General features: G+C 60.4%; 22 protein-coding genes. 1 reads left to right on the forward strand and 21 read right to left on the reverse strand.

Features of this window, described 5'->3' with window-relative positions; translation table 11 throughout:
• Positions 1–16 precede the first annotated feature (16 nt).
• From HNO86_RS00335 to HNO86_RS00360, 6 genes are all read right to left on the reverse strand, one after another.
• Positions 17–652: a protein-L-isoaspartate(D-aspartate) O-methyltransferase gene (locus HNO86_RS00335; protein WP_175375281.1), complete on the reverse strand. Its 636-nt coding sequence runs from the start codon at positions 650–652 to the stop codon at positions 17–19.
• A gap of 41 nt (positions 653–693) precedes the next feature.
• Positions 694–1443, reverse strand: a complete 750-nt coding sequence (gene surE / locus HNO86_RS00340; protein WP_175375045.1) for a 5'/3'-nucleotidase SurE — start codon at positions 1441–1443, stop codon at positions 694–696.
• Entirely contained in the window at positions 1431–2489 is a 1059-nt protein-coding gene (gene truD, locus HNO86_RS00345) for a tRNA pseudouridine(13) synthase TruD (protein ID WP_175375046.1), read from the reverse strand. The genes surE and truD overlap by 13 nt, the downstream gene beginning before the upstream one ends.
• Positions 2486–2959 carry a 2-C-methyl-D-erythritol 2,4-cyclodiphosphate synthase gene (gene ispF, locus HNO86_RS00350; RefSeq protein ID WP_175375047.1) on the reverse strand — a complete coding sequence of 158 codons (474 nt, stop codon included), beginning with the start codon at positions 2957–2959 and terminating at the stop codon, positions 2486–2488. The genes truD and ispF overlap by 4 nt, the downstream gene beginning before the upstream one ends.
• Before the next feature lie 41 nt (positions 2960–3000).
• On the reverse strand, positions 3001–3849 hold the full coding sequence (gene fghA / locus HNO86_RS00355) for an S-formylglutathione hydrolase (protein ID WP_175375048.1): 849 nt from the start codon (positions 3847–3849) through the stop codon (positions 3001–3003).
• Positions 3850–3938: 89 nt separating this feature from the next.
• Complete coding sequence (locus HNO86_RS00360; RefSeq protein WP_175375049.1) at positions 3939–5051, reverse strand: S-(hydroxymethyl)glutathione dehydrogenase/class III alcohol dehydrogenase; 1113 nt, start codon at positions 5049–5051, stop codon at positions 3939–3941.
• Between the two features lie 107 nt (positions 5052–5158).
• Between HNO86_RS00360 and HNO86_RS00365 the strand changes: the two genes are divergently transcribed.
• Positions 5159–6055 carry a LysR substrate-binding domain-containing protein gene (locus tag HNO86_RS00365; protein WP_175375050.1) on the forward strand — a complete coding sequence of 299 codons (897 nt, stop codon included), beginning with the start codon at positions 5159–5161 and terminating at the stop codon, positions 6053–6055.
• A gap of 78 nt (positions 6056–6133) precedes the next feature.
• On the opposite strand, the gene ispD is transcribed toward HNO86_RS00365, so the two are convergent.
• From ispD to bamA, 15 genes are all read right to left on the reverse strand, one after another.
• Positions 6134–6841 carry a 2-C-methyl-D-erythritol 4-phosphate cytidylyltransferase gene (gene ispD / locus HNO86_RS00370; protein WP_175375051.1) on the reverse strand — a complete coding sequence of 236 codons (708 nt, stop codon included), beginning with the start codon at positions 6839–6841 and terminating at the stop codon, positions 6134–6136.
• On the reverse strand, positions 6838–7116 hold the full coding sequence (ftsB, locus tag HNO86_RS00375; RefSeq protein ID WP_175375052.1) for a cell division protein FtsB: 279 nt from the start codon (positions 7114–7116) through the stop codon (positions 6838–6840). Before ftsB ends, ispD begins: the two co-directional genes overlap by 4 nt.
• A gap of 170 nt (positions 7117–7286) precedes the next feature.
• Positions 7287–8576, reverse strand: a complete 1290-nt coding sequence (gene eno, locus HNO86_RS00380) for a phosphopyruvate hydratase (protein WP_175375053.1) — start codon at positions 8574–8576, stop codon at positions 7287–7289.
• Between the two features lie 157 nt (positions 8577–8733).
• The gene (gene kdsA / locus HNO86_RS00385; protein WP_175375054.1) at positions 8734–9579 is read right to left on the reverse strand and encodes a 3-deoxy-8-phosphooctulonate synthase; all 846 of its coding nucleotides are present in this window, start codon (positions 9577–9579) and stop codon (positions 8734–8736) included.
• Positions 9580–9584: 5 nt separating this feature from the next.
• The gene (locus tag HNO86_RS00390; protein WP_175375055.1) at positions 9585–11216 is read right to left on the reverse strand and encodes a CTP synthase; all 1632 of its coding nucleotides are present in this window, start codon (positions 11214–11216) and stop codon (positions 9585–9587) included.
• A 274-nt stretch (positions 11217–11490) separates the two neighbouring features.
• Positions 11491–12819 carry a tRNA lysidine(34) synthetase TilS gene (gene tilS, locus HNO86_RS00395; protein ID WP_175375056.1) on the reverse strand — a complete coding sequence of 443 codons (1329 nt, stop codon included), beginning with the start codon at positions 12817–12819 and terminating at the stop codon, positions 11491–11493.
• A 132-nt stretch (positions 12820–12951) separates the two neighbouring features.
• The gene (locus HNO86_RS00400; protein WP_175375057.1) at positions 12952–13899 is read right to left on the reverse strand and encodes an acetyl-CoA carboxylase carboxyltransferase subunit alpha; all 948 of its coding nucleotides are present in this window, start codon (positions 13897–13899) and stop codon (positions 12952–12954) included.
• Positions 13900–14038: 139 nt separating this feature from the next.
• On the reverse strand, positions 14039–17560 hold the full coding sequence (gene dnaE / locus HNO86_RS00405) for a DNA polymerase III subunit alpha (protein ID WP_175375058.1): 3522 nt from the start codon (positions 17558–17560) through the stop codon (positions 14039–14041).
• A gap of 74 nt (positions 17561–17634) precedes the next feature.
• A complete protein-coding gene (gene rnhB / locus HNO86_RS00410; protein ID WP_175375282.1) occupies positions 17635–18261 on the reverse strand; it encodes a ribonuclease HII in 627 nt (208 codons plus the stop codon).
• Positions 18262–18272: 11 nt separating this feature from the next.
• Positions 18273–19403: a lipid-A-disaccharide synthase gene (lpxB, locus tag HNO86_RS00415; protein ID WP_175375059.1), complete on the reverse strand. Its 1131-nt coding sequence runs from the start codon at positions 19401–19403 to the stop codon at positions 18273–18275.
• Between the two features lie 2 nt (positions 19404–19405).
• Positions 19406–20182, reverse strand: a complete 777-nt coding sequence (gene lpxA / locus HNO86_RS00420; RefSeq protein ID WP_175375060.1) for an acyl-ACP--UDP-N-acetylglucosamine O-acyltransferase — start codon at positions 20180–20182, stop codon at positions 19406–19408.
• The gene (gene fabZ, locus HNO86_RS00425) at positions 20179–20619 is read right to left on the reverse strand and encodes a 3-hydroxyacyl-ACP dehydratase FabZ (protein ID WP_110966659.1); all 441 of its coding nucleotides are present in this window, start codon (positions 20617–20619) and stop codon (positions 20179–20181) included. The genes lpxA and fabZ overlap by 4 nt, the downstream gene beginning before the upstream one ends.
• A 108-nt stretch (positions 20620–20727) precedes the next feature.
• Positions 20728–21783, reverse strand: a complete 1056-nt coding sequence (lpxD, locus tag HNO86_RS00430; protein WP_175375061.1) for a UDP-3-O-(3-hydroxymyristoyl)glucosamine N-acyltransferase — start codon at positions 21781–21783, stop codon at positions 20728–20730.
• Positions 21784–21786: 3 nt separating this feature from the next.
• Positions 21787–22290 carry an OmpH family outer membrane protein gene (locus HNO86_RS00435; RefSeq protein ID WP_007990260.1) on the reverse strand — a complete coding sequence of 168 codons (504 nt, stop codon included), beginning with the start codon at positions 22288–22290 and terminating at the stop codon, positions 21787–21789.
• 45 nt (positions 22291–22335) lie between these two features.
• Positions 22336–24711, reverse strand: coding sequence for an outer membrane protein assembly factor BamA (gene bamA / locus HNO86_RS00440; protein WP_175375062.1), 2376 nt, complete (start codon positions 24709–24711; stop codon positions 22336–22338).
• Positions 24712–24718: the final 7 nt, after the last annotated feature.

A 24718-nucleotide genomic window follows, 5' to 3' on the forward strand; every position in this document is an offset into this window, starting at 1 on the left:
GTGCCTGAATAAATGCTCAGGCCAGGGGTCCGTTGAGCAGCGGGACGAAGCGAACCGCCCCCAGAACGCGCCTGGAAAAACCCTGTTCCTCGCGAATGATCAACATCAGTTGTTGCACTTCACCGGCCCCCACCGGGATCACCAGACGCCCCCCGGGCGCGAGCTGATCGAGCAACGCCTGAGGCACATCGGTCGCCACCGCGGTAACGATGATGCCGTTATAAGGCGCCAGCGCCGGCCACCCCTCCCAGCCATCACCCCAGCGAAACACCACGTTGCGCAAATTCAACTCGACCAGGCGTTCCTTGGCCCGATCCTGCAGCACCTTGATGCGTTCGACCGAGAAGACCCGCTCGACCAGCTGCGACAGCACGGCTGTCTGATAGCCCGAGCCCGTGCCAATCTCCATCACCTTGTCCAGCGGCCCCGCCTCCAGCAGCAGCTCGCTCATGCGCGCCACCATATAAGGCTGGGAGATGGTCTGGTTGTGTCCGATCGGCAGCGCCGTGTCTTCGTAGGCCCGGTGCGCCAGCGCTTCATCGACGAACAGGTGACGCGGCGTACGACGGATGACTTCCAGCACCTTGGGGTTGGATACCCCTTCTTCATACAGACGCTGGATGAGGCGTTCGCGGGTCCGCTGGGAGGTCATGCCGATGCCGCGGCGCAGCATATCGTCTTGCTCACGAGACATCAGCGCAGGCCCTCCAGCCAGCCATCCAGATTTCTGAAGGCGTCGTTGAAGGTGCGATCCAGCTGCAGGGGTGTGATGGACACATAACCTTGCATCACCGCGTGGAAATCGGTGCCCGGCCCGCCGTCTTCGGCGTCCCCGGCGGCGGCGATCCAGTAGCCGGCTTTACCGCGCGGGTCGACCACTTTCATCGGTGCGGCGGCACGGGCGCGATGCCCCAGGCGCGTCAGCTGCACACCGCGAATGTGCTCCAGCGGCAGGTTGGGAATGTTCACGTTCAGAACCGTGCGCGGCGGCAAATCGAGATCCGCCTGGGCCTCGACCAGTTTTCGCGCGAAGTAGGCGGCCGTCGGCAGGTTGTCGACCTGGCGCGAGACCAGCGAAAAGGCAAATGCGGGACGGCTGAGGAAGCGCCCTTCAAGCGCTGCGGCCACGGTTCCGGAATACAGGACATCGTCCCCCAGGTTGGCACCCAGGTTGATCCCGGACACCACCATGTCCACGTCGCGCTCCAGCAGGCCATTGAGGCCCAGGTGCACGCAATCGGTCGGGGTGCCATTGATGCTGATGAAGCCGTTGGCCAACGTGTGCGGATGCAACGGGCGGTCGAGCGTCAGCGAGCTGCTGGCGCCGCTTTTGTCCTGGTCCGGGGCGATAACCACGCACTCGGTGTAATCCGCCAGCGCAGCATGAAGCGCGGCGAGACCGGGTGCGGTTACCCCATCGTCGTTAGAAATCAGAATACGCATGGGCTGTCCGTCTGCCCTACCGGCACCAGATCGACAAGTTCGCGCACCAATACGGTGGCGAAGCATCCGGCCGGCAGGACGAATTCCAGTTGCAGAATGTCAGGCTCGGGATAATGCCACGTCAACCCGGCGATGGGCAGCCGCAGGATACGACGTTCGTGGCTCATTCCGGCGTTGATCAGCCAATCGCGAAGGTCGGCTTCGCGAGCGGCGATAGCCTGCTCCAGTTCATGGACAGCGCCCGTGGCCGGCGAGTCACCTTCGCCCCAGTGCGGCCCCGTCGGGTGCAGATCGAGAATCGCCAGGCGCGGGTCGCTGCACTCGGCTTCACCGGCGGGAAAGAAGCTGCGACTGTCGGTGAACGCCAGCAGATCGCCAACCTGTGCTTGCTGCCAGGTGCCGTCGGCGACGCGGGCGGCCAAGACCTGGTTGAACAGAAAACTGCGGGCGGTCGAGAGCAGACGCGAGCGAACATTGCGCTGCTCCGGCAAAGCCTTGCGCGCGGCCCAGGCACGGGCGTCGACCACGTTGCCGCCGTCATGCCCGAAACGCTGGGCGCCGAAGTAATTGGGGATGCCTTGTTTGGCGATCAGTTGCAGGCGCGCGTCAATGGCGGCCTTGTCGCCGTCAAACTGGGTCAGGCGCAAGGTGAAGCCATTGGCCGAATGGGCACCGCGTTGCAGCTTGCGCTTGTGCCGGCTGGTCTTGAGGATTTTCAGCGTCTCGTTTTCCGCGGCCGAAAGATCCGGATCGGCCTTGCCCGGCAGCTGCACACTGAACCACTGGCGGGTCAGCGCCTGACGGTCCTTGAGCCCCGCATAGCTGACGGTGCGCAACGGCACGCCAGCGGCCTTGGCAATGCGCCGCGCCGCTTCCTCGGTGTTCAGGCCACGCTTCTCCACCCAGATCCACAGGTGTTCGCCGTCGCCGCTCAAGGGGATGTCGAGAACTTCATCGACCTGGAAATCTTCGGCGATGGCTTTCAGTACCGCCGTGCCGAGGGCCTCGCCATAGGCACGCGGGCCGAGTAATTGCAGTTCGTTCATGCGCGCAGCAACAAGGCAACGGAATGCACGGCAATGCCTTCCTCGCGACCGACGAAGCCCAGCTTCTCGGTGGTGGTGGCCTTGACGTTCACTTGATCGAGTTCGACCTGAAGATCCGCGGCAATCAGTGCGCGCATCGATTCGATATGCGGGGCCATTTTCGGTGCCTGGGCGACGATGGTGTTGTCGACGTTGCCGACCTTCCAGCCCTTGGCGTGGATCAGTGCGACGACATGACGCAGCAGCGCGCGGCTGTCGGCGCCCTTGTACTGCGGGTCGGTGTCCGGGAAATGCTTGCCGATATCGCCCAGCGCGGCGGCGCCGAGCAAGGCATCGCTCAAGGCGTGCAGCAGGACGTCACCGTCGGAATGAGCGAGCAGCCCGAAGCCGTGTGCGATACGCACGCCGCCCAGAGTAATGAAATCGCCTTCAGCGAAACGGTGTACATCGTAGCCGTGGCCAATACGCATAAAAAAACGCCCCGATTTTTGTCAGGGCGTGATTCTACCTGCTATTGGGCACCTAGAGCATGCGCGTGATGCCGCAAGTGATCTTCGATGAAACTGGCGATGAAGAAATAGCTGTGGTCATAGCCCGGTTGCAGGCGCAACGTCAGCGGATGACCGGCCATTTTGGTCGCCTGTTGCAAGGCTTCGGGCTTGAGCTGAGTGGCGAGGAAGTCGTCACGATCACCCTGATCCACCAGCAGCGGCAGCTTCTCGTCCGCCTCGGCGATCAAGGCACAGGCATCCCACTCGCGCCATTTCGAACGATCTTCGCCCAGGTAGCGGGTAAAGGCCTTTTGCCCCCAAGGGCAGTCCATCGGATTGTTGATCGGCGAGAACGCCGACACCGACAGATAACGACCCGGATTGCGCAACGCACAGACCAGCGCCCCGTGGCCACCCATGGAGTGCCCGCTAATCCCGCGCTTGCCGGATGCAGGGAAATGCTCTTCGACCAGGGCCGGCAATTCCTGCACGACATAGTCATGCATCCGATAGTGACGCGACCAGGGTTCCTGGGTGGCATTCAGATAGAACCCGGCCCCCAGGCCGAAGTCCCAGGCACCGTCAGGATCACCCGGCACGTCGACACCGCGCGGGCTGGTGTCCGGCGCGACGATGATCAGACCCAGCTCGGCCGCCACGCGCATGGCGCCGGCCTTCTGCATGAAGTTCTCATCGGTGCAGGTCAGGCCCGAGAGCCAGTACAACACCGGCAACTTGCCGCCCTGCTCCGCCTGCGGCGGCAGATACACGGCGAATACCATGTCACAGCCGAGGGTTTCCGAGCGATGGCGATAACGCTTGTGCCAGCCACCGAAGCTTTTCTGGCAAGAAATGTTTTCCAGAGTCATGGGAGTTCTCCCAGCGACAAGCCACAAGCCGCAAGCTGTAAGAAGGCGCGCCCACTTGCAGCTTGCAGCTTATGGCTCACAGCTGCTTCTTAGAAATGAATGACGGAACGGATGCTCTTGCCTTCGTGCATCAGGTCGAATGCCTTGTTGATATCTTCCAGGCCCATGGTGTGGGTGATGAAAGTATCCAGCGGGATTTCGCCGGTTTCCGACATTTCCACGTAGCTTGGCAGCTCGGTACGACCGCGCACGCCACCGAAGGCCGAACCGCGCCATACACGGCCGGTCACCAGCTGGAACGGACGGGTCGAGATTTCCTGGCCGGCACCGGCCACACCGATGATCACCGACTCGCCCCAACCCTTGTGGCAGCACTCGAGCGCGGCACGCATCAGTTGCACGTTGCCGATGCACTCGAAGGAGAAGTCGACGCCGCCATCGGTCATGTCGACGATGACTTCCTGGATCGGACGATCGAAGTCCTTAGGGTTTACACAGTCGGTTGCACCCAGCTGTTTGGCGATTTCGAATTTGGCCGGGTTGATGTCGATGGCGATGATGCGTGCCGCCTTGGCCTTGACCGCGCCGATCACCGCCGACAGACCGATGCCGCCGAGACCGAAGATGGCCACGGTGTCACCCGGTTTCACCTTGGCGGTGTTCAGCACGGCGCCGATACCGGTGGTGACGCCACAGCCCAGCAGGCAGACTTTTTCCAGCGGCGCTTCCTTGGCGATCTTGGCCACGGAGATTTCCGGCAGTACGGTGTACTCGGAGAAGGTCGAAGTACCCATGTAGTGGAAAATCGTTTCGCCCTTGTAGGAAAAACGCGAGGTGCCGTCCGGCATCAGACCCTTGCCCTGAGTAGCGCGAATCGCCTGGCAAAGGTTGGTTTTTCCCGACAGGCAGAATTTGCACTTACGGCATTCAGGGGTGTACAGCGGAATCACATGGTCGCCCACGGCGACGGAGGTTACGCCCTCACCGATCGCTTCGACGATCGCGCCGCCTTCGTGGCCGAGGATCGACGGGAAGATACCTTCCGGATCAGCACCGGACAGGGTGTAGGCATCGGTATGGCAGACACCGGAAGCCACCACGCGCAGCAACACCTCACCGGCCTTGGGCATGGCGACATCGACTTCAACGATTTCCAGAGGTTTCTTGGCCTCGAAGGCAACGGCAGCGCGTGACTTGATCATGATGCTTCTCCAGTGAATTAAAACGAGACAGGGAGTGTAATACGGCGCCCTACAGTGAATAATCCGAGCGAAAGCAAAACATTATTGCTGTACAGGGATAATCACCAATGTCCGAGAGTCGCTGGGAAGGTATAGACGAGTTCGTCGCCGTCGCCGAATGCAGCCAGTTCACGGCGGCGGCCGAACGACTGGGGGTTTCTTCCTCCCACATCAGTCGACAAATCGCACGCCTTGAAGAGCGCTTGCAGACGCGACTGCTCTACCGCAGTACCCGTCGGGTCACCCTGACCGAAGCCGGGCAGACCTTTTTGCAGCATTGCCAGCGCTTGCAGGATGGCCGCGAAGAAGCGCTGCGCGCAGTGGGCGACTTGACCAGCGAACCCAAGGGCATGCTGCGCATGACCTGCGCCGTGGCCTACGGCGAGCGGTTCATCGTGCCGCTGGTGACGCGGTTCATGGGACTGTATCCGCAGCTGCGGATCGACATTGAACTGACCAATCGCCAATTGGACCTGGTGCATGAAGGGCTGGATCTGGCGATCCGCCTCGGTCGCCTCCAGGACTCGCGACTGGTGGCCACGCGCCTGGCGCCACGACGCATGTACTTGTGCGCGTCACCGTCCTACCTCGAACGGTATGGTCGCCCACACAGCTTGTCGGAACTGAGCCGGCATAACTGCCTCATCGGCAGTTCGGACCAGTGGCAGCTGGAACAGAACGGGCGGGAATTTTCGCAGCGGGTACAGGGAAACTGGCGTTGCAACAGTGGGCAAGCGGTGCTGGATGCGGCGTTGCAGGGGGTCGGGTTGTGTCAGCTGCCGGACTATTACGTGCTGGAGCATCTGAAGAGCGGTGCGTTGATTTCGCTGCTTGAAGCGCATCAACCGCCTAACACGGCGGTTTGGGCGCTGTATCCGCAGCAGCGGCATCTGTCGCCGAAGGTGCGCAAGTTGGTGGATTATTTGAAGGAAGGGTTGGCGCAGCGGCCGGAGTACAGGATTTAAGAGCAAAAGATCGCAGCCTTCGGCAGCTCCGACACGGGATCGCGTTTCCATGTAGGAGCTGCCGAAGGCTGCGATCTTTTAGCGGCGGTTAGCCCAGCGCTGCCGCAACCAGTCGAGATCTTCGGGGCGAGTGACCTTGAGATTATCCGAGCGGCCTTCGATCAGCCGCGGCGACTGCCCCGACCACTCCATGGCCGACGCTTCATCGGTAATCACCGCATCCGCCACAAGACTGTCCGCCAGCGCCCGATGCAAGGCACCGAGGCGGAACATCTGTGGCGTATAGGCTTGCCAGATCACGCTGCGGTCCACGGTTTCAACCACGCGACCCTGCTTGTCAACCCGCTTGAGCGTGTCCCGCGCCGGCACCGCCAGCAGCCCGCCCACCGGGTCATCCGCAAGTTCGGCCAGCAGGTTATCCAGATCGTCACGGCTCAGGTTCGGACGCGCCGCATCGTGCACCAGCACCCAATCGTCATCGCCCGCGCCCTGCCCGTGCAGATGCAGCAACGCATTGAGCACCGAACCGGAGCGTTCGGCGCCGCCTTCGACACGGGCAATGCGCGGGTCGCTGGCGCAGGCCAGGTTTGGCCAGTAGGGATCATCGACAGCAAGACTGACCACCACGCCCTTGAGGCTTGGGTGATCGAGGAAACAGCCGAGGCTGTGTTCGAGAATTGTGCGCCCGCCCAGTTGCAGGTATTGCTTGGGACGGTCCGCGGCCATACGGGCACCGACGCCCGCGGCAGGAATCACGGCCCAGAAGGCCGGCAGAGACTGGTTCATTGTGCCAACTGGTAAAGGGTTTCACCGTCCTTGACCATGCCCAATTCATGGCGAGCCCGTTCTTCAACGGTCTCCATGCCCTTCTTCAACTCGCTGACTTCAGCGTCCATCACCCGATTGCGCTCCAGCAACGCCTCGTTCTCGGCATGCTGATCCGCAATCTGCTGCGTCAGCTCGGCCACTTGCGCCAGGCTGCCATTACCCACCCACAGGCGGTACTGCAGGCCGGCCAGCAACAGAAGCAAGACGAGGAACAACCAATTGGGACTGCGCATCGAATATCAGGTATCCAGTGAAAAAAGACCGCCACACCAAAACATGAAGCTACTGACAGCACGAAGCCTGGAAGAACCAGGCTTGTGCTGATAAGGCATCAGATTAGTGGCAAAAACGTCGCCGTAGCGATTTTTCCGACACAATCTGTCGTCTTTTTTTCAGTCATCGATCAACCGCGGAACTCGGCACGACCGTTGTACTTGGCTTTGCCGTTCAACTGCTCTTCGATACGCAGCAGTTGGTTGTACTTGGAAACGCGGTCGGAACGGCACAGGGAGCCGGTCTTGATCTGGCCAGCCGAAGTACCCACAGCCAGGTCGGCAATGGTCGAATCTTCGGTTTCGCCCGAACGGTGCGAGATCACGGCGGTGTAACCGGCGGCCTTGGCCATCTGGATGGCTTCCAGGGTTTCGGTCAGGGTGCCGATCTGGTTGAACTTGATCAGGATCGAGTTGGCGATCTTCTTGTCGATGCCTTCTTTCAGGATCTTGGTGTTGGTCACGAACAGGTCGTCACCTACCAGCTGAGTCTTCTCGCCGATCTTGTCGGTGAGGATTTTCCAGCCAGCCCAGTCGGACTCATCCAGACCGTCTTCGATGGAGATGATCGGGTAACGCTCGGTCAGACCTTTCAGGTAATCGGCGAAACCTTCAGCGGTGAACACCTGGCCTTCGCCGGACAGGTTGTACTTGCCGTCTTCGTAGAATTCGCTCGCCGCGCAGTCCAGGGCCAGGGTCACGTCGGTGCCCAGCTTGTAACCGGCGTTGGCAACGGCTTCGGAGATCACTTTCAAAGCGTCTTCGTTGGAAGACAGGTTAGGCGCGAAACCACCTTCGTCGCCCACCGCAGTGTTCAGGCCACGAGCCTTCAGCACGGCTTTGAGGTGATGGAAGATTTCAGTGCCCATGCGCAGACCTTCGGAGAAGGACTTGGCGCCGACCGGCTGAACCATGAACTCCTGAATGTCGACGTTGTTATCGGCGTGCTCGCCACCGTTGATGATGTTCATCATCGGAACCGGCATCGAGTAGACACCCGGGGTGCCGTTCAGGTTGGCGATGTGAGCGTACAGCGGCAGGTCCTGGTCCTGTGCTGCTGCCTTGGCCGCGGCCAGGGAAACGGCGAGGATGGCGTTGGCGCCCAGGGTCGCTTTGTTGTCGGTGCCGTCCAGCTTGATCATCGCCAGGTCCAGCGCTTTCTGGTCGCTTGGATCGGTACCTTTCAACAGATCACGGATCGGACCGTTGATGTTGGCTACGGCCTTGAGAACGCCCTTGCCCAGGTAACGGCTCTTGTCGCCATCACGCAGCTCGAGTGCTTCACGCGAGCCAGTGGAAGCACCGGACGGCGCGCAGGCGCTGCCGATGATGCCGTTATCGAGAAGCACATCCGCTTCCACGGTGGGATTGCCACGGGAGTCGAGGACTTCACGACCTTTGATGTCGACGATTTTAGCCATTGTTGTAAACACTCCAAAGTTGACGAAAACGACGCAGCTAGAGGAAATCTTTTACCGTCGGCAAGTGATGTGCAGCGGGGCAGACTTGCGGACGACAAGGCTCAGGCCCGAGGGCCTGAGCGTTTAATCGTGCGGTACTTTACCGGAGAAATGAGGATTACGCGGTTTCTACCGTCGGAAAACTCTTAACCAGTTCGTCCAGGGCTTTGAGCTGGGCCAGGAATGGCTCCAGTTTGTCCAGGCGCAAGGCGCAAGGACCATCGCATTTGGCGTTGTCCGGATCCGGGTGGGCCTCCAGGAACAGACCGGCCAGGGACTGACTCATGCCGGCTTTGGCAAGATCGGTGACCTGGGCGCGGCGACCACCGGCGGAATCGGAGCGACCGCCCGGCATTTGCAGGGCGTGGGTCACGTCGAAGAACACCGGGTATTCGAACTGCTTCATGATGCCGAAGCCCAGCATGTCGACCACCAGGTTGTTGTAGCCGAAGCTCGAACCACGCTCGCAGAGGATCAACTGATCGTTACCCGCTTCCACGCACTTGTTCAGGATGTGTTTCATTTCCTGGGGGGCGAGGAACTGGGCTTTCTTGATGTTGATCACTGCACCGGTCTTGGCCATCGCGACCACAAGGTCGGTCTGGCGCGACAGGAACGCCGGCAACTGGATGATGTCGCAGACTTCAGCGACGGGCACGGCCTGCTCGGGCTCGTGCACGTCGGTGATGATCGGTACGCCGAAGGCTTGCTTGATGTCCTGGAAAATCCGCATGCCCTCTTCCAGGCCGGGGCCACGGAAGGAGGTCACGGAGGAGCGGTTGGCCTTGTCGAAGCTGGCCTTGAACACGTAAGGGATACCGAGTTTCTCGGTGACTTTCACGTACTCTTCGCAGACCTGCATCGCCATGTCGCGGCTTTCCAGCACGTTCATGCCACCGAACAGCACCATTGGCTTGTCGTTGGCAATCTCGATGTCGCCTACGCGGATGATCTTCTGCGCCATCAGGTTTACGCCTTCTTCCGGTGTTGAGCCAAAGCAGCCTTGACGAAACCGCTGAACAGCGGGTGACCGTCGCGTGGCGTGGAGGTGAACTCAGGGTGGAACTGGCAAGCGACGAACCATGGGTGATCCGCAGCCTCGACCACTTCCACCAGGGCGCCATCACCGGAACGGCCGGAAATTTTCAGGCCGGCTTCCATGATTTGCGGCAGCAGATTGTTGTTCACTTCGTAGCGGTGACGATGACGCTCGACGATCACGTCCTTGCCGTAGCAGTCGTGAACTTTGGAGCCTGGTTCGAGCAGGCAGTCTTGCGCGCCCAGGCGCATGGTGCCGCCCAGATCGGACGCTTCGGTACGGGTTTCGACCGCGCCGGTGGCGTCTTCCCACTCGGTGATCAGACCCACGACCGGGTGGCCGCTGGCACGATCGAACTCGGTGGAGTTGGCGTCTTTCCAGCCCATGACGTTACGAGCGAACTCGATGACCGCCACTTGCATGCCCAGGCAGATACCCAGGTATGGAACCTTGTTTTCGCGAGCGTATTGAACGGCGGTGATCTTGCCTTCCACGCCACGCAGACCGAAGCCGCCTGGCACCAGGATCGCGTCGACGCCTTCGAGCAGCGCGGTGCCCTGATTTTCGATGTCTTCGGAATCGATGTAGCGCAGGTTGACCTTGGTGCGGTTGCTGATGCCGGCGTGACTCATCGCTTCGATCAGCGACTTGTAGGCATCCAGCAGTTCCATGTACTTGCCGACCATGGCGATGGTGACTTCGTGCTCAGGGTTGAGCTTGGCGTCGACCACGGCGTCCCACTCGGACAGGTCCGCGCCGCCACATTGCAGGCCGAAGCGCTCGACGACGAAATCGTCCAGACCCTGCGAATGCAGGATGCCCGGGATCTTGTAGATGGTGTCGGCGTCTTCCAGACCGATCACCGCACGCTCTTCAACGTTGGTGAACTGAGCGATCTTGCGACGCGAGGACACATCGATCGGGTGATCGGAGCGGCAAACCAGCACGTCAGGCTGCAGGCCGATGGAACGCAGTTCCTTGACCGAGTGCTGGGTTGGCTTGGTTTTGGTCTCGCCGGCGGTGGCGATGTACGGGACCAGCGTCAGGTGCATCAGCATCGCGCGCTTGGCGCCGACTTCGAAACGCAGTTGACGGATGGCTTCCAGGAACGGTTGCGACTCGATGTCACCCACGGTGCCGCCGATCTCGACCATGGCCACGTCGGCATCGCCGGCGCCCTTGATGATACGGCGCTTGATTTCGTCGGTGATGTGCGGGATCACCTGGATGGTTGCACCCAGGTAGTCGCCACGGCGCTCTTTGCGCAGTACGTGCTCGTAGACGCGACCAGTGGTGAAGTTGTTGTTCTGGGTCATGGTCGTGCGGATGAACCGCTCGTAGTGGCCCAGGTCCAGGTCGGTCTCGGCGCCGTCATGGGTGACGAACACTTCGCCGTGCTGGAACGGGCTCATGGTGCCCGGGTCGACGTTGATGTACGGATCCAGCTTGAGCATGGTGACCTTAAGTCCCCGCGCCTCCAGGATGGCCGCCAATGATGCCGATGCAATGCCTTTCCCCAATGAAGAAACAACACCGCCCGTGACGAATATGTAGCGCGTCATGAAAAACCCTAGAAGTCTGCGTTAAAGCGGTCCGAGCCGCCCGGGAAAGCGAAGGAAGGCCGAAGCCCCCGATCACCTGCATTAATCACAGTGCACCTTTCAAAAAAACCGCCGCGTTGGGACAGACCGGGAGATGAAACTCCGGTTCGTTTTTCGCTACACATTTTTTGGAATCGCCCAGCAAAGACTGCTTGGTAATCGGCAACTCCTGCAATTCAGGCGAATCCACAGAAGTTGTATCAAGAAGGGAGCGTAGTCTACCGGAATGCCCCTTTCATCTCAAACCTTGATCTTCGACCGGCGGCTGCCAGTGCAAACGCCAGCTGCCCGAAGGACCGCCATCGAGCCCGTCGATATTGGCTACCGCCAGCAATTGCCCGCCCGCGAACAGCAGCGGCAATCTGCCGCGCACGAACAGCGGGACCGCGCTTTCATTGAGCAAACGCTTCAGATCACGATGTCCGCGACCGGCCAGCGCCATCACCTCTCCCCCTTCACGATAGTGGATCTGCAGGGGGCCAGCGGGGATTTGGCCCGTGAGCGTGAGCACGCCATTGTCAGGTAATGTCAGGGTTTGCGAGGGATCGGGCCAGCCCTCGACCGCCGGCACTGCACGCAACCAGGCACCCGACAGCCACCAGATGCGCCCACCCGCGCGATGCAACTCTCCATCGGCCAGGCGCCAGATCGGCCGGGCATCGCCGGTGGCGTCGCGCAGGCTTTCCCAACCCGACCAATGGTCGCTGTCAGGCATGCGCGTGAGCGGCGCTAGCCAGTGACCGAGGGCATTGCGCTGACGAGCGGCGGAAAGTTCTGCCAGCGGCGCCAGCTCCAGCGACGGCAAACCCAGCCAATCGAATTGACTGTCGGTACGCGCCTGGCTCAAGTCGATCTGCGCCAGTTCATCGAGCAGCCCCTGCGCCTCATTGAAATGCTCCGCGCTGCGAGCCATGGTCGCCATCGCTTGCGGCCAGCGTGAAGTCAGCGCAGGGAACACCTGATGACGCAGGTAGTTGCGCGAAAACTGATGATCCTGGTTGGATGGGTCTTCGATCCAGCTCAACCGGTGCTCGGTGGCATAAGCCTCCAGCTCCGTTCGGCTGACATCAAGCAATGGCCGCAAGAGATAACCACTCCCGAGAGCACGCTGGCGTGGCATGCCGGACAAGCCTCGCACTCCCGCGCCACGCAACAGACGAAACAACAGGGTTTCGGCCTGATCATCGCGATGCTGGGCGGTCAGCAGGATTTCGTTGCGCTGAACAGCCTCGATGAAGGCGGCATACCGCGCATCCCGGGCCGCGCGTTCAAGGCTGGCGCCAGGCCGAACCTGAACGCGAACGATCTGAAGCGGCACACCCAGGCCATCACACACCGACTGGCAGTGCTGCGGCCAGGCATCAGCCGCGGCCTGAAGGCCGTGATGAACATGGATGGCGCTCAGCGCCGGCAGGGATTCGGTTCTGGATAGATGTGCAAGCAGGTGCAGCAGGACGGTGGAATCGAGACCACCGGAGAAAGCGACGCGCCAGGTGGTGGCGTTGCGCCAGGGCGCGAGATTCAGCAGAAGCCGGGCAGCAAGATCAATCTTTGACTGGCTCATATCGATCCCTTTGCACAATCAAATGTGGGAGCGGGCTTGCTCGCGAAGAGGGCATCACATTCAACATCATCGTTGACTGATACACCGCTTTCGCGAGCAAGCCCGCTCCCACATGGATGAAGCGAGGCCTGCTTACAGACCGTAGCTCATCAGACGCTCGTAACGACGATCCAGCAGCGCCTTGTGATCGAGCTTCTTGAGCATCGCCAGTTGCGAGCTCAGTTCGGCACGGATCGAGGCCGCCGCAGTGGCCGGATCACGGTGCGCACCGCCCAGAGGCTCGTTGATCACCTTGTCCACGATGCCCAGGCCTTTGAGGCGCTCGGCGGTGATGCCCATGGCTTCGGCGGCATCCGGTGCTTTTTCCGCGGTTTTCCACAGAATCGAGGCGCAACCTTCCGGCGAGATCACCGAGTAGGTCGAGTACTGCAGCATGTTCAGCTGGTCGCAGACGCCGATCGCCAGCGCACCACCGGAACCACCTTCACCGATAACGGTGGCGATGATCGGGGTTTTCAGGCGCGCCATGACGCGCAGGTTCCAGGCGATCGCTTCGCTCTGGTTGCGCTCTTCGGCGTCGATGCCCGGATAAGCGCCCGGGGTGTCGATGAAGGTCAGGATCGGCATCTTGAAGCGTTCGGCCATTTCCATCAGGCGGCAAGCCTTGCGGTAGCCTTCCGGACGCGGCATGCCGAAGTTGCGGCGAACCTTTTCGCGCACTTCGCGACCTTTCTGGTGACCGATCACCATCACTGGCTGGTCGTCCAGACGGGCGATACCACCCACGATGGCGGCGTCGTCGGAGAAGTGGCGGTCACCGTGCAATTCATCGAACTCGGTGAAGATGTGATCGATGTAGTCCAGGGTGTACGGGCGCTTCGGGTGGCGCGCCAGACGTGCGATCTGCCAGCTGGTCAGCTTGCCGAAGATGTCTTCGGTCAAGGTTTTGCTCTTGTCCTGCAGGCGGGAGATCTCATCGCCGATATTCAGCGAATTGTCATTACCGACCAAGCGCAACTCTTCGATCTTGGCTTGCAGGTCGGCGATCGGCTGTTCGAAATCCAGGAAATTCGGGTTCATAGGCGTCCGTCTTGGGTCGACGTCCAAGAGAGCTTGGGCCGGCCGGTTGTCTATTCGCGCCCTACCTTAAGGGAGAGGCGCGTTGAGGTCGAGATTAAAAATTCAGGTCACGCTCAGGGCAAACTGATAGCACTGACCGTTAACGGTATTGGAGGAAGACGTTGTCTCGCCCGAACTGGTCACGCAGGGCTTGAATCAACGCATCCGCCGGATCGATTCGCCAGCCCTCGCCGAACTGCAACAAGGCCTTCGCATCCGGGCTGGTGTATTCCATGGTGATCGGGCACGCACCGCGGTGACGCTTGAACAGGTCGCCCAACCAGCGTAGCTGATCGCCCTTGAGATCCTGGGTCTGAACCTTCAGACGCAGGCTTTCGGCCAGGTTGGTACGCGCATCCTCCATGCTCATCACCCGCTTGACCCGCAACCGCAGGCCGCCGGAGAAGTCGTCGTTGCTGACTTCGCCTTCGACCACCACCATCGCATCGGTCTGCAACAGGGCCTGGGCTGAGTGGAACGCATCGGCAAACAGCGACGCCTCGATACGCCCGGAACGGTCATCCAGGGTGATGAACCCCATCTTGTCGCCCTTTTTGTTCTTCATTACCCGCAAGGCGATGATCATGCCCGCGACAGTCTGGGTATCACGCGCAGGTTTCAGATCGATGATGCGCTGGCGCGCGAAACGGCGGATTTCACCTTCGTACTCGTCGATCGGGTGACCGGTCAGGTACAGGCCCAGGGTATCTTTTTCGCCTTTGAGCCGCTCTTTGAGGGTCAGCTCCCGGGCCTTGCGATGATTGGCGTAGACGTCGGAATCTTCTTCGACGAACAGGCCGCCAAACAGGTCGGCGTGACCGCTGTCGGCGGTGCGCGCGGTCTGTTCGGCCGCCTTGATCGCCTCTTCCATCGCGGTCAGCAACACCGCACGGTTGCGGTCGATGTTGGCCTGATAGGCCTTGAGCTCGTCGTGGAAATACGGCCCCAGACGGTCCAGCGCGCCACTGCGCACCAGCGCGTCGAGGGTCCGTTTGTTGATGCGCTTGAGGTCGACGCGATCGCAGAAATCGAACAGATCCTTGAACGGTCCGCCTTCACGGGCTTCGACAATGGCTTCCACCGGGCCTTCGCCCACGCCCTTGATCGCCCCCAGGCCATAGACGATACGGCCATCGTTGTTGACCGTGAACTTGAAGTCGGAGGTGTTCACATCCGGTGCATCGAGGCGCAGCTTCATGCTGCGCACCTCCTCGATCAGGGTCACGACCTTGTCGGTGTTGTGCATATCCGCCGACAACACCGCCGCCATGAACGGCGCCGGGTGGTGGGTCTTGAGCCACGCAGTCTGGTACGACACCAGGCCATAGGCGGCGGAGTGGGACTTGTTGAAGCCGTAACCTGCGAACTTCTCTACCAGGTCGAAGATGTTACCGGCCAGATCAGGGTCAATATTGTTGGTCGCACAACCCTCAATGAAACCGCCGCGCTGCTTGGCCATCTCCTCGGGCTTTTTCTTACCCATCGCACGACGCAGCATGTCCGCACCGCCGAGGGTGTAACCGGCCATGACCTGGGCGATCTGCATCACCTGTTCCTGATACAGGATGATGCCGTAGGTCGGTGCGAGTACCGGCTTGAGGCCTTCGTACTGGTAATCCGAGTGCGGGTACGCCAGCTCGGCGCGACCGTGCTTGCGGTTGATGAAGTCATCCACCATGCCCGATTGCAGAGGGCCTGGACGGAACAGTGCCACCAGTGCGATGAGGTCTTCCAGGCAGTCGGGCTTGAGCTTCTTGATCAGCTCTTTCATGCCGCGCGATTCAAGCTGGAACACCGCCGTGGTTTCGGCTTTCTGCAGCAGATCGTAGGTTTTCTTGTCGTCGAGCGGGATGAAGTCGATGTTCAGGTCATCCAGGCCTTGCTTGGCCTGCTCGCGGTTAATGGTCTCCATCGCCCACTTGATGATGGTCAGGGTCCGTAGACCCAGGAAGTCGAACTTCACCAGACCCGCCGCCTCGACGTCGTCCTTGTCGAACTGGGTCACCAGGCCGCCGCCCTCTTCATCACAGGCGATCGGCGAGAAGTCGGTGAGCTTGGTCGGGGCGATAACCACACCACCGGCGTGTTTACCGGTACCACGGCAGACGCCCTCGAGCTTGAGCGCCATGTCCCAGATTTCCTTGGCGTCCTCGTCGACCTTGAGGAAATCGCGCAGGATCTCTTCCTGCTCGTAGGCTTTCTCCAGCGTCATACCGACTTCGAAAGGAATCATCTTCGACAGGCGATCGGCCAGGCCATAGGACTTGCCCTGCACCCGCGCCACGTCGCGCACCACCGCTTTCGCGGCCATGGTGCCGAAGGTGATGATCTGGCTTACCGCGTTGCGACCGTAGGCGTCGGCCACGTACTCGATCACCCGGTCGCGACCGTCCATGCAGAAGTCGACGTCGAAGTCGGGCATGGAAACCCGTTCAGGGTTGAGGAAACGTTCGAACAGCAGGTCATAGGCCAACGGATCGAGGTCGGTAATCTTCAGCACATAGGCCACCAGGGAACCGGCACCCGATCCCCGGCCAGGACCGACCGGCACGCCGTTGTTCTTGGCCCACTTGATGAAGTCCATAACGATCAGGAAGTAACCGGGGAAACCCATCTGGATGATGATATCCAGCTCGAACTTCAGGCGATCGAGGTAGACCTGGCGCTTCTCTTCGTAATTGGGCGTGGTGTCTTTGGGCCACAGCACCGCCAGGCGTTCTTCGAGGCCTTCGTGGGAAACATGGCGCAGGTAATCGTCGATGCCCATGCCGTTGGGCGTCGGGAAATCCGGCAGGAAGTGCTTGCCCAGCTTCACATCGATGTTGCAGCGCTTGGCAATCTCGACGGTGTTTTCCAGCGCATCGGGAATGTCGCTGAACAGCTCGGCCATTTCCTCGGCACTTTTGAGGTATTGCTGATCGCTGTAATTCTTCGTCCGGCGCGGGTCGTCGAGGGCCCGACCTTCGCCGATGCAGACGCGGGTTTCGTGGGCGTCGAAATCACTCTGCTTGATAAAGCGCACATCGTTGGTGGCGACCAGTGGCGCGCCGAGCTTGTCAGCCAGGGCCACTGCGCCGTGCAGTTGCTCTTCATCGTTGACGCGGTTGGTGCGCTGGATTTCCAGATAGAAGCGGTCGGCAAACACCGCCATCCACTCGCGCGCCAGGGTTTCGGCTTCGCCCGGATTGCCGGCCAGCATGGCCATGCCGATCTCACCCTCTTTCGCGGCAGACAGCATGATCAAGCCTTCGTTGGCTTCAGCCACCCACTCGCGCTCGACGATCACCAGACCATTGCGCTGGCCGTCGATGAAGCCACGGGAGATCAGCTCGGTCAGATTGCGGTAACCCAGAGGGTTCATCACCAGCAGGCTGATCTTGCTCAGCGGCGCATCCGGATCCTTGTTCGACAGCCACAGGTCGGCACCGCAAATCGGCTTGATCCCGGCACCCATGGCGTTTTTATAGAATTTGACCAGGGAACACATGTTGTTCTGGTCGGTGACCGCAACGGCAGGCATGTTCATGCCGACCAGGGTCTTGACCAGCGGTTTGATCCGCACCAGACCGTCAACCAGGGAAAATTCAGTGTGCAGGCGCAGGTGAACGAATGAAGCCGGCATAGTGATCCTGTAAGTCATGAAAACAACAAGGCCCGGATTGTACCGGGCCTTGGTAGAAAAAATCAGCCTCGCGACTAGCGCTCGATGGCAATTTCCAACGCTTCATAAGCCATCCGCACCGGGGCGAACGAGCGGCGGTGAATCGGCGTAGGTCCCAGGCGAGCCAGCGCTTGCAGATGAACGGGCGTCGGGTAGCCCTTGTGCCCGCCAATGCCGTAACCCGGGTAAATCAGCTCGAAAGCCGCCATTTCACGGTCACGGCTGACCTTGGCCAGAATCGACGCCGCAGCGATGGCCGGGACCTTGGCATCGCCCTGCACCACCGCTTCGGCGTGCATCGGCAACTTGGGGCAACGGTTGCCGTCGATCATCGCCAGTTTCGGCTGGATGTGCAGGCCGGCTACGGCGCGCTGCATGGCCAGCATGGTGGCGTGGAGTATGTTCAGCTCGTCGATCTCTTCGACTTCCGCGCGGGCGATGCACCAGCTGAGGGCTTTTTCGCAGATTTCGTCGTAGAGCTTTTCGCGACGGGCTTCGGTGAGCTTCTTGGAGTCGTTCAGGCCGAGAATCGGACGGTTCGGATCGAGAATCACCGCTGCCGTGACGACTGCGCCGCATAGCGGACCACGACCGACTTCATCGACACCGGCGACCAGTTCTTCAACTTCGGCGACCAGAGTGAAATCCAGGCCCATCTGCATGTTTGTTTTACTCATTGTTTCGGGCCGATCAGATTCAGTACCGCATCCGCCGCCTGGTTGGAGGCATCCAGGCGCAGGGTACGGTGGATTTCGTCGAAGCCGCGGGTCTGCTCCTGACCGTCTTCGATCAGCGGCGACAGGGTCTGCGCCAAAGCGTCGACCGTCGCGTCATCCTGCAGCAATTCGGGCACCAGCAGGCGCTGGGCCAGCAGGTTCGGCAAGGACACGTAAGGGCTCTTCACCATGCGCTTGAGAATCCAGAACGTCAGCGGCGCCAGGCGATAGGCGACCACCATCGGACGCTTGTACAGCAAGGCTTCAAGCGTTGCGGTTCCGGACGCGATCAGCACGGCGTCGCAGGCCGCCAGGGCCAGGTGGGATTTGCCGTCGAGCAGGGTTAACGGCAGGTCGCGACCGGCGAGCAGCTCTTCCAGTTGTGCACGGCGTTCGGGGCTGGCGCAAGGCATGACGAAGCGCACGCCGGGGCGCATGGCCCGCAGGCGCTGCGCGGTATCGAGAAACAGCGCGCCAAGGCGACCGACTTCACCGCCACGACTGCCCGGCATCAATGCCACCAGCGGCCCGTCGGGCAAACCCAGTTCGGCGCGCGCAGCGGCACGATCGGCTTCCAGCGGAATGGCATCGGCCAGGGAGTGCCCGACAAACCGCACCGGCACGCCCTTCTCTTCGTAGAATTTGGCTTCGAACGGGAACAGCGTCAGCATCAGATCGCAGCCTTCGCGAATCTTCAGCACGCGCTTCTGCCGCCAGGCCCAGACCGACGGGCTGACGTAGTGCACGGTCTTGATTCCGGCCCGACGCAGCTTGAGTTCGATATTGAGGTTGAAGTCCGGGGCATCGATGCCGATGAACACATCCGGCTTCGCCTCAATCAGGTCGGCTACCAGTTTCTTGCGGCGGGCCAGCAATTCGCGAAGGCGGCCCAGCACCTCCACCAGGCCCATGACCGACAGGCGCTCCATCGGGAAGTAGGACTGCATGCCCTCGGCCTGCATCAGCGGGCCGCCGACACCGATGAATTCGACTGCGGGGTGACGAGCCTTGAGCGCGCGCATGAGACCGGCGCCGAGAATGTCGCCGGAAGCCTCACCCGCCACCAGCGCGATACGCAGATTGGCCATGATCAGCGGGTGATGCCGCGGGACGACGACTGGATGGAATCGCGGAATACCGCCACTTCCGGGAACTGGTTCGATGGCTCGACCAGCTCGGCGAGCGCCTGTTCAACGGTCAGACCCTGGCGATAAACGACCTTGTAGGCGCGACGCAGGGCGTGAATGGCATCTTCGCTGAAACCACGGCGGCGCATGCCTTCGAAGTTCATGCTGCGGGCTTCTGCCGGGTTGCCGAACACCGTGACGTAGGCCGGAACATCCTTGCCGATGGCGGTTCCCATGCCGGAAAAGCTGTGGGCGCCGATATGGCAATACTGGTGAACCAGGGTGAACCCGGACAGGATCGCCCAGTCATCCACGTGCACATGGCCTGCCAGCGCGGTGTTGTTGACCAGGATGCAGTGGTTGCCGATGACGCTGTCATGACCGATGTGTGCGTAGGCCATGATCAGGTTGTGATCGCCCAGGGTCGTTTCCGAACGGTCCTGAATGGTCCCGCGGTGGATGGTCACGCCTTCGCGAATGACGTTGTGGTCACCGATCACCAGGCGGGTTTCCTCGCCCTTGTACTTCAGGTCCGGCGTGTCCTCGCCTACCGAGGAGAACTGGTAGATGCGGTTGTGCTTACCGATGCGGGTCGGCCCCTTGAGAATCACGTGCGGCCCGATGACCGTCCCCTCGCCGATTTCCACACCTGCGCCGACGATCGACCACGGGCCGACCTCGACACCGTCAGCCAGGACGGCTGTCGGATCGATGATTGCGCGAGGGTCAATCAAACTCATAGTTTGCGTTCCGCACAGATGATCTCGGCGGAGCAGACCGGCTTGCCATCGACCGAAGCCTGGCACTCGAACTTCCAGATCTGACGCTTGCAGCTGATGAACTTGGCTTCAAGAATCAGCTGGTCGCCCGGCAACACCGGCTGGCGGAAGCGCAGCTTGTCGGAACCAACGAAGTAGTAGAGGGTGCCATCGGCCGGCTTCACGTCCAGCATTTTGAAACCAAGGATTCCGGCGGCCTGAGCCATCGCCTCGATGATCAGCACGCCCGGCATGATCGGATGCGCGGGGAAGTGACCATTGAAGAACGGTTCATTGATGCTGACATTCTTGTAGGCGCGAATGCGCTTCTCTTCCACATCCAGATCCACGACCCGGTCCACCAGCAGGAACGGGTAACGGTGAGGCAGGTATTCGCGAATCTCGTTGATGTCCATCATTTCGGGGGGAAGCCTATGTAAAGATTGGGAGCGCGCGACTGACGCACACTCCTCTAGCAAATCAAGGACGCAGTCTAGCGGCTGCGCACACATGATATGGAAATGGTATCAGCCATCTGATGAAGCATTACCGTCAGGGGTCACTTCCCCCATCTGCTTTTCAAGCTGTCGCAAACGTCGCGCGATGTCATCGAGCTGACGGATACGTGCCGCGCTTTTGCGCCACTCGGCTGCCGGCTGCATCGCCGTACCGGAAGAATAGGCACCCGGCTCGGTGATCGAGTGGGTCACCATGGTCATCCCGGTGATGAATACGTTGTCGCAAATATCGATATGCCCCACCAGGCCGACACCGCCGGCGAGCATGCAATGCTTGCCGATTTTGGTGCTGCCGGAGATGCCCACGCAGGCCGCCATGGCCGTGTGATCACCGATCTGAACGTTGTGGGCGATCTGGATATGGTTATCGAGCTTCACGCCATTGCCGATGATGGTATCCGCCAGCGCGCCGCGGTCGATGGCGGTATTCACGCCAATCTCCACGTCATCGCCGACCAGGACGCCACCAATCTGCGCAATCTTCTGCCAGATACCTTTTTCGTTGGCGAACCCGAAACCTTCCCCGCCCAATACGGCACCGGACTGAATGACCACCCGCTTGCCGACGCGAACGTCGTGATACAGGGTCACCCGTGGAGCGAGCCAGCCACCTTCACCGATGGTGCTGCGTGCGCCGATGAAGCAATGCGCACCGATGGTGGCACCCGCCGCGATCTGCGCCCCGCTTTCGATCACGACAAAAGCACCGATGCTCGCTGCCGGATCGACCACGGCATCCGCCGCAATCACCGCTGTCGGGTGAATGCCGGCAGCCGTCTTGGGCTTGGGATCGAACAGATGGGATACCCGGGCGTAGGCCGCGTACGGATCAGGTACGACCAGCGCATTACCGGCAAACCCTTCGGCGTCAGCGGCCTTGAGCAACAAGGCTGCGGCCTGGCTGCCTGCCAGATACTTTCGGTATTGGGGATTTGCGAGAAAACTCAACTGAGCTGGGCCAGCCTCCTGCAAGGTGGCTAGCCCAGTGATTGCCTTCTCGGGGTCGCCACGCAGGGTGGCGCCGAGGAACTCGGCCAATTGGCCGAGTTTAATGGTCGCTGTCATGGATTACTTCAGCTGATTCATGCGCTCGATAACCTGGCGCGTGATGTCGTACTGAGGTTTGACATCAATCACTGCGCCACGCTCGAAGACCAGGTCAAAAGCACCTTTCTTGATGACTTCTTCAACAGCGCTGTCCAGTTTCGGCTTGAGCTGCTTGAGCATTTCGCGGTCGGCAACGGCTTTGGCTTCGTTCAGTTCCTTGGACTGGAACTGGAAGTCACGGGCCTTTTGCTTGAACTCGAGCTCCAGACGCTCACGCTCGCCTTGCTGCATCTTGTCGCCACCGGCCATCAGGCGGTCCTGAATACCCTTGGCGCTGCTTTCCAGAGTCTTGAGCTTGGTCAGTTGAGGACCGAACTTCTTCTCTGCATCCACGGCGTACTTCTTGGCCGCATCGGATTCCAGCAGGGCCATCTGATAGTTCAGAACGGCGATTTTCATATCGGCGAACGCCGGACCTGCTACCAGTACGGAAGCCAGGAGAACCAATTGAGTCAACTTACGCACGATGCACTCCTACAAAATCCATTGTCGTTATCTTGGGTCAGACGCTTAGAACGTCTGACCGAGGGAGAATTGGAACACTTGAGTTTCAGCGTCATCCGGTTTCTTGACCGGCATGGCCAACGCGAAACTCAGAGGACCCAGTGCGGTGACCCAGGTCACACCCACACCGACGGAACTGGCCATGTTGCTCAGGCTGATGTCGTTGCACTTGGTGTTGGACTTCGTGCCGTCAGCGTTTGTGGTATCCGAGCAGGACGAGTCGAACACGTTACCCACATCCCAGAATACCGAAGTACGCAGGGAACGCTGATCCTTGACGAACGGCAGCGGGAACAGAACTTCAACACCACCCTGGATCAGGACGTTACCACCGAACGGCAGCGGATCCTGGTCCGGGTCGAACTGGGTGCCAGGGTTCTTGCCGGTACTTGGCGTACTGCGAGGACCCAGGGTGCTGTCCTTGAAGCCACGAACCGAGTTGAAACCACCCGCGAAATAGTTTTCGTAGAATGGCAGGCCGTCGGTCGAACCGTAACCATCACCATAGCCCAACTCTGTGTGCAGGCGCATGGTGTAGTTTTCGGTCAGAGGCTGGAACAACTGGCCACGGTAGTCGAGCTTGAAGAACGACAGGTCGCTGCCCGGGGTCGTGGTTTCCAGAACCAGGCTCTGGGAATGACCACGGGTTGCCAGCACGCCCTTGTTCAGGGTGGACTCGGACCAGCCGGCCGAAGCCTTGAAGTTCAGGTACTGATCGCCTTCCTTGTTAACGAAGTCGAAGATCTCGTCGACGGTGTAGACACCGGTGTTGATCTTGTCTTGCTGTGCAGTCAAACCAAAGGTAAGACGCGAAGTCTCGCTGATCGGATAACCGACGCTCACGCCTGCACCCAGGCTGTCTACAGCGTAGCTGGCTACGTCGACGTCGAGGTCTTTGTAGTCGGTGGTGCGGTAGAACGCGTTGTAACCCAGGCTCACGCCATCAGCGGTCCAGTAGGGGTCTACATAACCGAAGTTGTAGCGGCTCTGGTATTCACTTCGGGTCAGGCCGATGCTGACCTTGTTACCGGTACCGAGGAAGTTGTTCTGGGTGATCGAACCACCGAGGATCAGACCGGCGCTCTGGGCGAAACCGACGCTGGCGGTGATCGAACCGGAAGCCTGCTCTTCCACGCTGTAGTTCACGTCGACCTGGTCGTCGACACCCGGTACGGCCGGGGTTTCAACGTTCACTTCCTTGAAGAAGCCCAGACGCTCCAGACGGGTCTTGGACTGGTCGATCAGGTAGGTCGAAGCCCAGCCGCCTTCCATCTGGCGCATTTCACGACGCAGCACTTCGTCTTCGGACTTGGTGTTGCCACGGAAGTTGATGCGGTTGACGTAAGCACGCTTGCCCGGATCGACAGCAAAGGTGATGTCTACGGTGTGATCGTCATCGTGAGGCTGCGGCACGCCGTTGACGTTGGCGAAGGTGTAACCCTCGTTACCCAGACGACGGGTGATCAGTTCGGAGGTGGTGGTCATCAGCTTGCGCGAGAACACCTGGCCTTTCTGTACCAGCAGCAGGGACTTGACCTGGTCTTCCGGCACTTTCAGGTCACCGCTCAGCTTGACGTCACGTACGGTGTATTTGTCGCCTTCGTTGATGTTGACGGTGATGTAGACGTGTTTCTTGTCCGGGGTGATGGATACCTGGGTCGAAGCGATATCCATGTTGATATAGCCGCGGTCCAGGTAGTAGGAACGCAGACGCTCCAGGTCACCGGAGAGTTTTTCACGAGCATACTTGTCGTCGTTCTTGAAGAACGAGAGCCAGTTGGTCGTCTTGAGTTCGAACAGGTCGATGAGGTCTTCATCAGGGAAGACGGTGTTGCCCACCACGTTGATATGCTGGATAGCGGCAACGGTGCCTTCGTTGATGTTGACCTTCAGGCCAACGCGGTTGCGCGGCTGAGGCACCACTTCGGTGTCGACGGTGGCGGAGTAACGGCCCTGGGCAACGTACTGGCGCTGCAGCTCGTTACGAACACCTTCGAGGGTGGCGCGCTGGAAGATCTCGCCTTCGGCCAGACCGGATTGCTTGAGGCCTTTCATCAGGTCTTCGGTGGAGATCGCCTTGTTGCCTTCGATCTCGATACTGGCAACCGACGGACGCTCGACTACCGTAATGACAAGAACGTTGCCATCACGACCCAGCTGGATATCTTGAAAGAAACCGGTTTTGAACAATGCACGAGTGGCTTCCACCAGGCGATGATCATCCGCCTGTTCACCGACGTTCAGCGGCAAAGCACCAAAGACGCTACCCGCGGAGACCCGCTGGAGGCCATTAACGCGAATATCAGAGATAGTGAAGGACTCGGCGTGAACTTCGGCGATCATCAATACGGTGAGAACCGCAGTTAGCAGCAGACGTTTCATGAAGTCC

The organism is Pseudomonas sp. C1C7, assembly GCF_013359595.1.
GTDB lineage: Bacteria > Pseudomonadota > Gammaproteobacteria > Pseudomonadales > Pseudomonadaceae > Aquipseudomonas.